Raw genomic sequence first — 12,674 nt, 5'->3', positions numbered from 1 at the left:
CAGGCAGTCTGTTTTATTCTGTGGGCTCGATCGGCGTGGAGACCAGGAGGCCTTCGTTGATCTCGCGCAGGGCGATCGAAAGTGACTTTTCGTTCAGCTTGGTGTCGACCAGCGGGCCAACGTACTCGAAGAGGCCCTCGTGAAGCTGGGCGTAGTACGCATTGATCTGGCGGGCACGCTTGGCGCCGAAGATTACCAGGCCGTACTTGGAATCGGCAGCCTCAAGCAGCGAATCGATCGGCGGGTTGATGATGCCTTCAAGGTTCGTGGACACGAATTCTCCAAATTCTAGCGGGCCAACAAATGCAGGCGCTTTAGCGCCCGTGCGGGGTAAGCCCCATGAGTGAAACAAGCTCGTCCGCTGCCCGGCGAACGTCGTCATTGATGACGGTGTGGTCAAACTCCGGCTCAGCAGCAAGTTCCAGTTTAGCTGTTTCCAGCCTGCGCTGCTGTTCCTCGGGTGTTTCGGTGCCGCGGCCCACCAGGCGCCGCACCATTTCATCCCAGCTGGGCGGGGCCAGGAACACGAAATTAGCGTCCGGCACCGCGGCCTTGACCTGCCGCGCGCCCTGGAGGTCGATCTCGAGGAGGACTGATTTGCCTTCGGCGATGGCCGCGTTCACCGTGCTGCGGAGCGTGCCGTAGCGGTTGTGGCCGTGGACAACGGCCCACTCCAGGAGTTCGCCCTGGTCGACCAGCGAGTCGAACTCCTCGGCGGACTTGAAGAAGTAGTGGACTCCGTCTTTCTCTCCCGGCCGGGCGGCCCGGGTGGTTGCCGAGACTGAGAGCCAGACCTCCGGATAGTTGTCCCTGATATAGGTTGAAACGGTTCCCTTGCCAACGGCAGTGGGGCCTGCAAGGACAGTCAGTCCAGGATTCTTGCTCACGGATTCCTTCGGGGAGATGCGTCAAACGCTTTGCTGGGTATCCATAAAATCTACCAGCGCCCGGGCCTGGTGAATTCCCAGCCCCCTGATCCGCCGGGATCCGGCAATTCCAATCTCGGCCATGATCCCAGCAGCCCTGACGGGTCCAATGCCCGGCAGGGCCTCCAGCAATTCCACCACCCGCATGCGGGCTATCGCCTCGTCCGTTGTGCCCGAGGAGATCAGCTCGGCAATGCTCAGCTCACCGCGCTTGAGCCTTTCCTTGGCTGCTGCACGCACGGCACGTGCCTTCGCAGCCTTTTCAAGGGCATCGGAACGTTCCTGCGGTGTCAGCTCTTTAAGGCCCACTGCCAAACCCCTGTCAGATCGAGATTGTGATCCAGATCACGCGGACTGATCCTGAACCTACCGGCAGGGGCCCGGTTGCGCAATGACGGTTGGCAACTTACTCGGAGCGGAGCCCGTCCAACGTCTCACCGGTTGCCGCGCGCAGGGCCGCAACCGACGGACCCGCGGCCAGGATTCCCCGGCTCGATGTCGCAAGGACACTCGGATACGCGGCCCCAAAAGTGGCACGGAGATCGGCGGGGGTAGCTCCCTGGGCACCGAGTCCCGGGGCCAGGATGGCACCACGGACCGGACCAAGGTCAATGTCGAGGTCCTCCAACGCCGAACCAATGGTGGCACCCACCACTAAGCCAACCGACCCCAGGGCCCCGTCATAGCGCCGGTTCTCCGCGGCAGCCTCGGCCACAATGCGCCGGGCAACGGAATCAGCGCCGCCAACATGCTGGACGGACTTGCCCTCCGGGTTGGACGTCAACGCGAGCACAAACACTCCCCTGCCGTACTGGGCGGCGAGATCCAACGCCGGACGAAGCGACTCAAAGCCGAGGTATGGGCTCAAGGTCACAGAATCCGCGGCCAAGGATGACCCGTCACGCAGCCAGGCGTCGGCGTAGGCAGCCATCGTGGAACCAATGTCACCACGCTTGGCGTCAGCGATACTGAGGACCCCCGCCTCCGAGGACGCAGCCAGAGTGCGCTCCAGCACAGCCATTCCCGCAGACCCATGCCGCTCGTAGAGGGCCACCTGCGGCTTCACCGCGGCAGCGAGGGAAGCCACTGCCTCCACCACCGTCAGCGAAAAGCGCTCCAGCCCGGCGGCGTCGTCGTTCAGTCCCCACTCAGCCAAGAGCTGCGGGTGCGGGTCGATCCCGACGCACAGCGGTCCGCGGGCAGTCATGGCGGCAGCCAGCCGGGAGCCAAAGGACTCCCGGGCCGGCTGCTGCTCCTGCTGTGGCGAAGCAGACTCAGGCATTGGCTGCTTCCACTGCGGCTGCCAGATTCGCTGCGTGCTCCTGCAGGCTGGTCACCGACCATTCGTAAGTGCGCAGCGCCTCAATGGCCTGTACAGCTGCGTTGAACTCGGCAACGGTGGTGATGCAAGGGATGCCGATGGAGGTTGCTGCGGCACGGAGTTCGTATCCGTCGCTGCGGGCTTCACCGCCGGAAGGGGTGTTGAAGACCATGTCGATCTCGCCGGCAACGACGAGGTCGGCGATGGTTCCTTCGCCTTCGGCGCTGCTGCCCTCGGCTACCTTGCGCACCGGAGTGGCTTGGATGCCGTTGCGGCGCAGGACATCTGCCGTGCCGCCGGTGGACACGATCTCGAAACCGAGGTCGGAGAGCCGCTTGACGCCCATGATCACCGAGCGCTTGTCGCGGTTTGCCACGGAGACGAAGATCTTGCCTTCCGTGGGGAGCGCGTTGTTGGCTGCGGCCTGGCTCTTGGCGAATGCCGTATCGAAGTGCTTATCGATACCCATGACTTCACCGGTGGAGCGCATTTCCGGGCCAAGCAGTGAGTCCACAACCTTGCCCTCCGGGGTGCGGAAGCGGCTGAACGGCAGGACGGCTTCCTTGACGGCAACCGGGGCGTCCAAGGGCAGCGTGGAGCCGTCCCCGGTCTCCGGCAGCATCTTGTAGGCAGTACGGAGCTGATTGATGGTGACACCCGTGCCGATGAGCGCGGCGGCCTTGGCCATCTGGACACCCGTGGCCTTGGAGACGAACGGAACCGTGCGGGAGGCACGCGGGTTGGCTTCCAGGACGTACAGGACATCGGAGGCAAGGGCGAACTGGATGTTGATCAGGCCGCGGACACCTACACCCTCGGCGATGGCACGCGTGGCAGTGCGCACGCGTTCGATCACGTTGTTGCCCAAGGTGATGGGAGGCAGGACGCACGCGGAGTCGCCGGAGTGGATACCGGCCTCTTCGATGTGTTCCATGATGCCGCCGAGGTACATGTCGGTGCCATCGAAGAGGGCGTCAACGTCGATTTCGACGGCGTCCTCAAGGAAGCGGTCGATCAGCACCGGGTGGTCCGTGGTGATCTCGGTGGCGTTGGCGATGTAGCGGGAGAGGTTGGCTTCGTCGTAGACGATCTCCATGCCACGGCCACCCAGGACGTAGGACGGGCGCACCAGGACCGGGTAGCCGATCTCGTCGGCGATCTTCTTGGCGTCCTCGAAGGAAACGGCGGTGCCGTTCTTCGGGGAGGTCAAGCCAGCCTCGTCCAGGACACGTGCGAAGGCGCCACGGTGCTCGGCGAGGTCGATGGCCTCGGGCGAAGTACCCAGGATCGGCACGCCCGCATCGGCGAGCTGCTGTGCCAGCTTGAGCGGGGTTTGGCCGCCGAGCTGAACGAAGACACCCATGACGCCGCCGGTGCGTTCTTCTGCCGCGATGACCTCAAGGACGTCCTCAAGGGTCAGCGGTTCGAAGTACAGGCGGGTGGAGACGTCATAGTCGGTGGAGACTGTCTCCGGGTTGCAGTTGACCATGACGGTCTCGTACCCGGCCTTGCGCAGTGCCATGGAGGCGTGCACGCAGGAGTAGTCAAACTCGATGCCCTGGCCGATGCGGTTGGGACCGGAGCCGAGGATGATGACCGAGGGCTTGGCGTGCAGGCCCACTTCATCCTCTTCGTCATAGGACGAGTAGTGGTACGGGGTGTAAGCGGCGAACTCCGCAGCGCAGGTGTCCACTGTTTTGTACACCGGACGGATGCCCAGGGCCTGCCGGACGCCCCGGACCACTGCCTCATTGTTGTGCGTCAACGCACCGATCTGCTCATCGGAGAAACCGTGGCGCTTGGCGTTGCGCAGCATTTCCTCGGTCAGCACGCCGGCCTTGCGGATCTCCTGCGCGGTCTCGTTGAGCAACTGCAGCTGGTCCAGGAACCAGGGGTCGATCTTGGTGGCTTCGAAGAGGTCTTCCACGCTGGCGCCGCCCAGCATTGCCCGCTGCACCTGGTGCAGGCGGTCAGTGGTGGGACGCTTGGCCTTCTCAATGAGCTCGGCAACTTCATATTCGGGTACGGAGCTGAAGTCCAGCTGCGAGCCCTTCTGCTCCAGGGAGCGCAAGGCCTTCTGCAGCGCCTCTGTGAAGTTGCGTCCCATGGCCATCGCTTCGCCGACGGACTTCATGGTGGTGGTGAGGGTGTTGTCCGCTGCCGGGAACTTCTCGAACGCGAAACGGGGAACCTTGACCACGACGTAGTCCAGGGTCGGCTCGAACGACGCCGGCGTCTTCTGCGTGATGTCGTTGGGGATCTCGTCCAGTGTGTACCCGAGCGACAGCTTGGTGGCGATCTTGGCGATGGCGAAACCTGTTGCCTTCGATGCCAGGGCCGAAGAGCGGGAAACGCGGGGGTTCATCTCGATAACCACCACGCGGCCCGTGGCGGGGTCGATGGCGAACTGGATGTTGCAGCCACCGGTGTCCACGCCGACTTCGCGAATGACGGCGATGGAGACGTCGCGCAGCTTCTGGTACTCGCGGTCCGTGAGCGTCAGGGCCGGGGCAACCGTGATGGAGTCACCGGTGTGGACACCTACGGGATCGAAGTTCTCGATGGAACAGACAACAACGACGTTGTCGTTCTTGTCGCGCATCATCTCCAGCTCATATTCCTTCCAGCCGAGGATGCTCTCTTCGAGCAGGACCTCGGTGGTGGGGCTGTACTGGAGGCCCTGGCCGACGATGCGGCGAAGGTCGTCCTCGTTGTACGCCAGGCCGGAGCCCAGGCCACCCATGGTGAAGGAAGGACGGACCACCATCGGGTAGCCGAGGTCTTCCGCTGCCGTGAATGCCTCCTCCATGGTGTGGATGATGTGGCTGCGTGCGGACTCCGCGCCACAACGCTCCACTACGCCCTTGAATTTCTCGCGGTCTTCGCCGAGTTCAATGGCGGCAATGTTCGCACCAATGAGTTCTACGTTGTACTTCTCCAGCACGCCGTTCTTGTCCAGCGCGATGGCGGTGTTCAGTGCCGTCTGGCCACCCAGGGTGGGCAGAATGGCGTCCGGGCGCTCCTTGGCGATGATCTTCTCCACCACCTCCGGGGTGATGGGCTCAACGTAGGTGGCATCCGCGAACTCGGGGTCCGTCATGATGGTGGCCGGGTTGGAGTTCACGAGGATGACGCGAAGGCCTTCCTCCTTGAGGACGCGAAGGGCCTGGGTGCCGGAGTAGTCGAACTCGGCGGCCTGGCCGATGACGATCGGGCCCGAGCCAATGACGAGGACGCTCTTGAGATCTGTACGCTTGGGCATTACTTCTTGTCCTCAGTCTTGGAGTCGTTGGTGTTATCGCCTGTGGCCTTGGACTTGGTGTCGGCCATGAGGTCGATGAAGCGGTCAAAGAGGTAGGCGGCATCGTGCGGGCCAGCCGCGGCTTCGGGGTGGTACTGGACCGAGAATGCGGGGATGTCGAGGCAGGCGAGCCCTTCAACGACGTCGTCGTTCAGGGAAACGTGGCTGACTTCAACGCGACCATAACGCTCTTCCGGGGCCACCGTGGCGCCGTTCAGCGGCGCGTCGACGGCGAAGCCGTGGTTCTGCGAAGTGATTTCCACTTTGCCCGTGCGGCGGTCCATGACCGGCTGGTTGATGCCGCGGTGGCCGTAGCGGAGCTTGTAGGTACCGAAACCAAGGGCGCGGCCGAGGATCTGGTTGCCGAAGCAAATGCCGAAGTACGGCAGCTTCTCATCCAGCACCGAACGCAGGAGCTTCACCTGGTGATCGGCCGTCGCGGGGTCGCCCGGACCGTTGGACATGAAGAAACCATCCGGGTTCACGGCGTTGACGTCCTCAACCGTGGAGGTAGCCGGCAGGACATGGACACGCACGCCACGCTCGGCGAAACGTACCGGGGTCATGGCTTTGATGCCCAGGTCCACAGCTGCGATGGAGAAGCGCGGTTCGCCTTCCCAGCCGTGGTCCTTGGGCTCAACAACATAGGCCTCGTCAATGGAGACTTCCTCGGCCAGGGCTGCGCCTTCCATCGGAGCACTTGCCAGGACGGTGTCCAGCAGCTCCTTGTCGGTTGCCTGGGCGGCCTCGCCGGAGAAGATGCCTGCGCGCATGGTCTTGTGCTCGCGGAGGTGGCGGGTGATGGCCCTGGTGTCCACTCCCTGGATACCGACGATTCCCTGCTCGGTGAGTTCGTCATCCAGCGAACGCTCGGAGCGCCAGTTGGAGGGTCGGCGTGCGGCGTCGCGCACAATGTACCCGGCTACCCAGATGCGGCGGGACTCAGCGTCGTCGCTGTTGACGCCGGTGTTGCCGATGTGCGGCGCCGTCTGGACAACCAGTTGGCGTGCGTAGGAGGGATCGGTGATGGTCTCCTGGTAGCCGGTCATGCCGGTGGCGAAGACGGCCTCACCGAGCGCGGTTCCCTGGGCGCCATAGCTGCGGCCGCGGAACACGCGGCCGTCTTCGAGCACCAGCACTGCTGCTGAGGAGGTGGGGGTGGTGGCTGCTTTACTATCCGTCACTTTATTACTTTCCACTATCGGCATCTGCCTGAGGGGCTGCGGAGATCAATTCCTGGAGGGCTTCGAGGAGGAGCTGCTTGTCGGCTGCGTGCCTGGACCGGAAACCGGTGTCCAGCTCACGGCTGCCCAGTTTCCAGCTGATGACCAGGAGTCCGTCCTTTTCGACGAACTTCCCTGTCATGCCGTCCGCTGGGCGGCTGTCCTGCACCGCGGAGCGCGGGATGAACACCGGGGCGGCACCCGACCGGTCGAACAGCACGCCTTCGGCGTGGATGCTCAGTTCCGCGTTGGTCCGGATTCCCAGGCCCTGGACGGCGATTCGGTCCAGCCAGTCGCCCGCCGTGGTGGTTGCCACGTACTGGCCCTCCGCGACGACGGTGGCAGGGGTCAGCTGCTCCGGCACCGCGGGAAGGCGTTCGACGTCGGTTTGTCGCCTCAGGCGGTTCCGCCAACCCAGCCAGAGCATCGCCAGCACCACGGCGATCAACGGAACCGTGATGAGCACGGTCAGTGTTTGGTTGTCCATCAGTTACCGCTGACTGCAGGGTAGCGGTACGGGGTGTTCAGTTTGCCGTCGAGGACAGTGGGGTGGCCCTTGAAGAAGGTCGCCACCACTGAACCGGGCAGCTCTTTGCCCTTGAACGGTGAATTGCGGCCCATGGTTGCCATTTTATGGGGGTCGACGGTCCAACGCGCAGCCGGGTCCACCAAGATGACGTTGGCGGGCTCGCCAACCTCCAAGGGACGGCCTTGGTCGGCAACACGTCCGATCACCGCCGGAGTGAACGAAGTAACCCTGGCGAAGTCGGCCCAGGTCATCAATCCGGTTTCGATCATGGTTTCCTGCACCACGGAGAGCGCTGTCTCCAGGCCCGTCATGCCCATGGCGGCCTGGGCCCACTCACATTCTTTGTGCTCGCTGGGGTGCGGAGCGTGGTCGGTGCCGACGACGTCGATAGTGCCGTCGGCCAGGCCCTCGCGCAGCGCCTGCACGTCGGCGTCCGTACGGAGCGGCGGGTTGACCTTGTACACGGGGTCGTAGCTGCGGACCAGTTCGTCGGTCAGGAGCAGGTGGTGCGGGGTGACTTCGGCAGTGACGTTGATGCCGCGGGCCTTCGCCCAGCGCACGATCTCCACGGAACCGGCGGTGGAGACATGGCAGACGTGAAGGCGCGAACCCACGTGCTGGGCGAGCAGGACGTCGCGGGCAATTATGCTCTCTTCGGCCACGGCCGGCCAACCGGTCAGCCCAAGCACCGCCGAGACAGCACCTTCGTTCATCTGTGCCCCGGCGGTAAGGCGCGGTTCCTGCGCGTGCTGGGCCACCACGCCGTCGAACGCTTTGACGTACTCCAGCGCACGGCGCATGATGACGGGATCGTGGACGCAGATGCCGTCATCGGAGAACATCCGGACCTGTGCGCGTGAGTCCGCCATGGCGCCGAGCTCGGCGAGCTGCTCACCGGCCAATCCCACGGTGACCGCGCCGACCGGGCGTACGTCAACCCAACCGGACGCCCGGCCCAGGCTGTGGACCTGCTCAACGACGCCGGCAGTATCCGCTACGGGGTTGCTGTTGGCCATGGCGTGCACGGCGGTGAAGCCTCCCAACGCAGCGGCACGGGTTCCGGTTTCCACCGTTTCAGCGTCCTCCCGGCCCGGTTCGCGGAGGTGCGTGTGGACATCGACCATGCCCGGCAGGGCAACGAGGCCGTTGCCGTCGATGACTGTGGCGTCATCGTCCGCGAGGTCCTTCCCGCGTGCTTCGATGATGCCGTCGCGGATCAAGAGGTCTTCAGCTTCACCGCCGAGGATGGCTGCCCCACGAATCAGGTAGGTGTTCTCTGCCATCAGTTGGTCTCCTTGCTGGACTGGATTGCGTTCGGGGCGGCTTCGCGGGAATCCCCGGAGAGCAGCAGGTAAAGGGCGGCCATGCGGACCGAAACGCCGTTGCGTACCTGCGCAAGCACAGTGGAACGCGGCGAATCCGCGGCGGCGGACGATATTTCCAGGCCCCGGTTCATGGGGCCGGGGTGCATGATGATGGTGTCCTTCATGCCAAGGTCATCCAAGGCACGGAGCCGTGCGTCGTCGAAACCCCAGCGGCGCGAATACTCGCGGGTGGACGGGAAGAACGACGCGTTCATCCGCTCACCCTGGACACGCAACATCATCATGGCGTCAATGCCGGCTTCCAAGGTCTCGTCCAGGTTGTAGCTGACCTTGCAGGGCCAGTGCTCGACGCCGATGGGCAGCAAGGTGGGTGGCGCCACCAACGTGACCTCTGCGCCCAGGGTTTTCAGCAACCAAACGTTGGAGCGGGCGACGCGGGAATGCAGGACGTCGCCGGCGATTGCCACCCTCATGCCCTTCAGGTCGGCGCCGGTTGAGGCCGTACCCCTGAGCTGAGCCCAGTGCCGGCGCATGGTGAACGCGTCCAGGAGGGCCTGCGTGGGGTGCTCATGGGTGCCGTCGCCGGCGTTGATCACGGCAGCGTCGATCCAGTCCGTCGCAGCGAGGCGATGGGGTGCGCCTGAGGCCCAGTGTCGGATGACCACGGCGTCAGCGCCCATGGCAGCCAAGGTCTGCGCGGTGTCCTTGAGCGATTCGCCCTTGGACACCGAAGAACCCTTGGCCGCGAAGTTGATGACGTCGGCGGACAGGCGTTTGGCTGCGGCTTCGAAGGAGATGCGCGTGCGGGTGGAGTCCTCGAAGAAAAGGTTCACCACTGTCCTGCCGCGCAGGGCAGGAAGTTTCTTCACTTCACGCTCGCCCACTGCGGACATTTCCTCGGCTGTATCCAGGACCCGGATGGCATCGAAAACGCTGAGGTTCTCGGTGGAAAGGAGGTGCTTCACTTGCCGGCCTCGATAACTACTTCGTTGACGGGCACGCCGTCAACGGAGTCGATTTCCTCCAGGTGGACGCGGACTTTCTCGGACGAAGATGTCGGCAGGTTCTTGCCTACGTGGTCGGCCCGGATCGGAAGTTCCCGGTGCCCCCGGTCCACCAGGACAGCCAGCCGGACAATCCTGGGGCGGCCAAGGTCAACCAAGGCGTCCAACGCCGCGCGGATGGTCCGTCCCGAGTAGAGGACGTCGTCGATCAGGACGACAACCTTGTTGTCGATCCCGGACAAAGGAAGCCGGGTGTGGCGCGGGGGCCGCGTGGGCTGGTGTGAGAGATCGTCACGGAACATGGTGACATCCAGTTGGCCGACAATCGTTTCGGCGTTGACCGTGGGGTCGGCAGCTGCGATTTTGTTGGCGAGCCGCACGGCCAAAGGATAGCCACGGCTGGGAATGCCCAGAAGAACCAGGTCCTGGGAGCCCTTGTTGGCTTCAAGGATCTCGTGGGCGATACGAGTGAGCGCACGATCAATGTCCGCCTGGTTGAGGACAACCCGCGACGGCACGTGCGCTGAAGTGACTTCAGTCATCGCTCGTCTCCCCTTTCCCCGCCTCACGGGACGGAATTAAAAAAGGAATATTTGCTTTTCCAAGCTACCACAACGGCACTTTCAGGCTTCACCCGGGGCCGCTCGCCGGCATGAGTTTAAGCTCACATTCTCCGCCGTGGAATAGGCTCATTCCCATGACCATGAACCATCACGGCCAACCTGGCGGACAACCCAATCCGCGACCGTATCTGGAACCAGGCGCCAACCCCACCTGGATGGGTCGCGTGCAGCCCGCGAACTACCAGCAAGCTCCGGGCAACCCGGCATCGCTCCCCCATCAGACCTGGGCCATACCCCCGGCGCCGAGACGTTCCATGGGCACGCTTCCGTTGGTCATCGGTGGAGCGATCCTGGCACTTGCCAGCCTCCTGCTGGTCCTTCCCTTCCTTTTGGGCAACACGGGAATCACCGGCTTCGTGATCGGCTTCATCGCCTCCCTCATTCCGTTGTCCGTGGTGCTGCTCACCGTCCGCCTTATCGATCGCTGGGAGCCGGAACCAAAGAGGCTCCTGTGGTTCGCCTTCACATGGGGCGCGGCCGTATCCATCGCCGGGACGCTGCTCATCCAGCCCGTGTTCGCCCTGGCCGCACCCACCACCAGCGAAGAAGCCTTCACCTACTTCATGGCTACCGTCCAGGCTCCGATCGTCGAGGAGTTCACCAAGTCGCTGGGACTCCTGGTACTGATCCTTGCCGCCCGGAAGTACTTCGACGGACCGGTGGACGGCGTCGTGTTCGCCTTCACCATTGCCGCGGGATTCGCTTTCACCGAGAACATTCTCTACTTCGGTCGGGAAATCGCTTCGTCCACCGATCCCGGCACTGACTTTGTACGGATCTTCATCCTGCGCGGCGTCATGTCTCCGTTTGCCCACGCCGTCTTCACCGGGACAACCGGACTGATCATGGGCTTCGCAGCCCGCAGATGGCACCCCGGTTATGCGGTCCTGGCGTTCTTCATAGGCTTGTTGCCGGCCATGTTCCTGCACAGCCGATGGAACAGTATGGGCCAGGACTTCCTGGTGGAGTACTTCGTGGTGCAGGTTCCCATTTTCCTGATAGCGGCAGTGGGAATCATCCTGCTGCGCGTCGCTGAAGGAAAGCTCACGCGCCAACGGCTCCTCGAGTATGCTCGCGCCGGTTGGTTCACGCCCGCAGAAGTAGAGATGCTGGGCACGTCCAGGGGGCGGCGCCAAGCACTGCGCTGGGCGTCGACGCGAGGAAGGGCGGCACAGATGCGGGCCTTCATCAAGGGGGCCACTGCTTTGGCCTTCACGCGCCAGCGCATCCTCAGCGGACGCGACGTGCCGGTCCACCAACACGACGAACTTGAGCACCTCCGCGAGATCCCCGCTCTCAGGGCGGCGGTCCTGCAGTAATTCTTGTCCGGCAACGCCAACAAAAAGGACCCGCTTCCCGGTTTCCCGGGAAGCGGGTCCTTTTGAACATTGCCTGCCGGCTAGGCCAGCAGTGAAGGCTTGAGCTTCTGCAAGCGTCCGAGAAGGCCATTAATGAAGGCCGGCGACTCGTCTGTGGACATCGTCTTGGCCAAGGCGACGGCCTCGCTGACGGCTACACCGTCAGGGACTTCGTCGTTGTACAGCAGTTCCCACGAACCGATACGAAGGATAATCCGGTCCACGGACGGCATCCGCTCCAAGGTCCAGCCCTGCGCGTACGTCTCAAGGAACTCATCAATGGTTTCCTGCATGGAGACCACGCCTTCGATGATTTCCACCGTGTAGGGGTTGATCACGAGGTCTGTCTTCTCCCGACGCGCCTTGAGCGCGTCAAAAGCCGAGACGGAACGCTGCTCCGCTTCGAAAAGTACTTCCAGTGCCCTGCTACGGGCTTTACCGCGTGCGCTCACTAGTCGTTGACCCGGCCCAGGTAGCTGCCGTCGCGGGTGTCGACCTTGACCTTGGTGCCCTGCTCAACGAACAGCGGTACCTGGATCTCGTAGCCGGTTTCAACAGTGGCAGGCTTGGTGCCTGCGGAGGAGCGGTCACCCTGGAGGCCGGGCTCCGTGTAGGTGATTTCGAGGACAACGCTCGGGGGCAGTTCGATGTAGAGCGGCGTGCCCTCGTGGATGGCGATATTGACCATCTGGTTCTCAAGCATGAAGTTGGTGGCATCGCCAACCGTTGCACCGGAAACGGTGATCTGGTCGTAGTCCTGCGTGTCCATGAAAACGAAGTCTTCGCCGTCCTGGTACAGGTACTGGTAGTCGCGGCGGTCAACCGTGGCGGTTTCAATCTTCAGGCCGGCGTTGAATGTCTTGTCGACCACCTTGCCGGACATGACGTTGCGCATTTTGGTGCGGACGAAGGCGCCGCCCTTGCCCGGCTTGACGTGCTGGAACTCAATGATGTTCCAGAGCTGGCCCTCGAGCTTCAGTACGGTCCCGTTCTTGATGTCGTTTGTGGTTGCCACTCGTATCCTCTGGTTAATCGCACTGGTTCTAGCTGCCAGCTGTCTATGC

The 12,674-nt window shown here is 63.4% G+C and carries 13 protein-coding genes; 1 reads left to right on the top strand and 12 read right to left on the bottom strand.

Annotation, left to right across the window (positions count from 1 at the left end; genetic code table 11):
* Nucleotides 1-13: 13 nt before the first annotated feature.
* The 10 genes from rpoZ to pyrR all read right to left on the bottom strand — a co-directional run bounded on the left by rpoZ (nt 14) and on the right by pyrR (nt 10,171).
* A complete protein-coding gene (gene rpoZ / locus J2Y68_RS00910) occupies nt 14-274 on the bottom strand; it encodes a DNA-directed RNA polymerase subunit omega (RefSeq protein WP_011774945.1) in 261 nt (86 codons plus the stop codon).
* A 40-nt stretch (nt 275-314) separates the two neighbouring features.
* A complete protein-coding gene (gene gmk, locus J2Y68_RS00905) occupies nt 315-887 on the bottom strand; it encodes a guanylate kinase (RefSeq protein ID WP_211712305.1) in 573 nt (190 codons plus the stop codon).
* 21 nt (nt 888-908) lie between these two features.
* On the bottom strand, nt 909-1,235 hold the full coding sequence (mihF, locus tag J2Y68_RS00900; RefSeq protein ID WP_211712304.1) for an integration host factor, actinobacterial type: 327 nt from the start codon (nt 1,233-1,235) through the stop codon (nt 909-911).
* A 97-nt stretch (nt 1,236-1,332) separates the two neighbouring features.
* The gene (gene pyrF / locus J2Y68_RS00895) at nt 1,333-2,208 is read right to left on the bottom strand and encodes an orotidine-5'-phosphate decarboxylase (RefSeq protein ID WP_309988556.1); all 876 of its coding nucleotides are present in this window, start codon (nt 2,206-2,208) and stop codon (nt 1,333-1,335) included.
* Nucleotides 2,201-5,509, bottom strand: a complete 3,309-nt coding sequence (gene carB, locus J2Y68_RS00890; RefSeq protein ID WP_309988554.1) for a carbamoyl-phosphate synthase large subunit — start codon at nt 5,507-5,509, stop codon at nt 2,201-2,203. Before carB ends, pyrF begins: the two co-directional genes overlap by 8 nt.
* Entirely contained in the window at nt 5,509-6,756 is a 1,248-nt protein-coding gene (gene carA, locus J2Y68_RS00885) for a glutamine-hydrolyzing carbamoyl-phosphate synthase small subunit (protein WP_309988552.1), read from the bottom strand. The genes carB and carA overlap by 1 nt, the downstream gene beginning before the upstream one ends.
* Nucleotides 6,737-7,258 (bottom strand): PH-like domain-containing protein, encoded by a 522-nt coding sequence (locus J2Y68_RS00880; RefSeq protein WP_309988549.1) that lies wholly within the window; start codon nt 7,256-7,258, stop codon nt 6,737-6,739. Before J2Y68_RS00880 ends, carA begins: the two co-directional genes overlap by 20 nt.
* The gene (locus J2Y68_RS00875; protein WP_309988546.1) at nt 7,258-8,583 is read right to left on the bottom strand and encodes a dihydroorotase; all 1,326 of its coding nucleotides are present in this window, start codon (nt 8,581-8,583) and stop codon (nt 7,258-7,260) included. Before J2Y68_RS00875 ends, J2Y68_RS00880 begins: the two co-directional genes overlap by 1 nt.
* Nucleotides 8,583-9,590: an aspartate carbamoyltransferase catalytic subunit gene (locus tag J2Y68_RS00870; RefSeq protein ID WP_309988544.1), complete on the bottom strand. Its 1,008-nt coding sequence runs from the start codon at nt 9,588-9,590 to the stop codon at nt 8,583-8,585. The genes J2Y68_RS00875 and J2Y68_RS00870 overlap by 1 nt, the downstream gene beginning before the upstream one ends.
* The gene (pyrR, locus tag J2Y68_RS00865; protein ID WP_309988541.1) at nt 9,587-10,171 is read right to left on the bottom strand and encodes a bifunctional pyr operon transcriptional regulator/uracil phosphoribosyltransferase PyrR; all 585 of its coding nucleotides are present in this window, start codon (nt 10,169-10,171) and stop codon (nt 9,587-9,589) included. The genes J2Y68_RS00870 and pyrR overlap by 4 nt, the downstream gene beginning before the upstream one ends.
* A gap of 110 nt (nt 10,172-10,281) precedes the next feature.
* On the opposite strand from pyrR, the gene J2Y68_RS00860 reads away from it, so the two are divergent.
* A complete protein-coding gene (locus J2Y68_RS00860; protein ID WP_309988538.1) occupies nt 10,282-11,571 on the top strand; it encodes a PrsW family intramembrane metalloprotease in 1,290 nt (429 codons plus the stop codon).
* Between the two features lie 80 nt (nt 11,572-11,651).
* Here J2Y68_RS00860 and nusB read toward each other — a convergent pair whose 3' ends face one another.
* Both nusB and efp read right to left on the bottom strand, forming a co-directional pair.
* Nucleotides 11,652-12,062: a transcription antitermination factor NusB gene (gene nusB, locus J2Y68_RS00855; RefSeq protein WP_211712295.1), complete on the bottom strand. Its 411-nt coding sequence runs from the start codon at nt 12,060-12,062 to the stop codon at nt 11,652-11,654.
* A complete protein-coding gene (gene efp, locus J2Y68_RS00850; protein WP_011774957.1) occupies nt 12,062-12,625 on the bottom strand; it encodes an elongation factor P in 564 nt (187 codons plus the stop codon). The genes nusB and efp overlap by 1 nt, the downstream gene beginning before the upstream one ends.
* Between the last annotated feature and the right edge of the window lie 49 nt (nt 12,626-12,674).

Origin of the sequence: Paenarthrobacter nitroguajacolicus (assembly GCF_031455195.1) — a bacterium.
Classification (GTDB): Bacteria; Actinomycetota; Actinomycetes; order Actinomycetales; family Micrococcaceae; genus Arthrobacter; species Arthrobacter nitroguajacolicus_D.
Note: the sequence above shows the minus strand (reverse complement) of the source record. Positions and strands in the feature narration are given on the sequence as shown.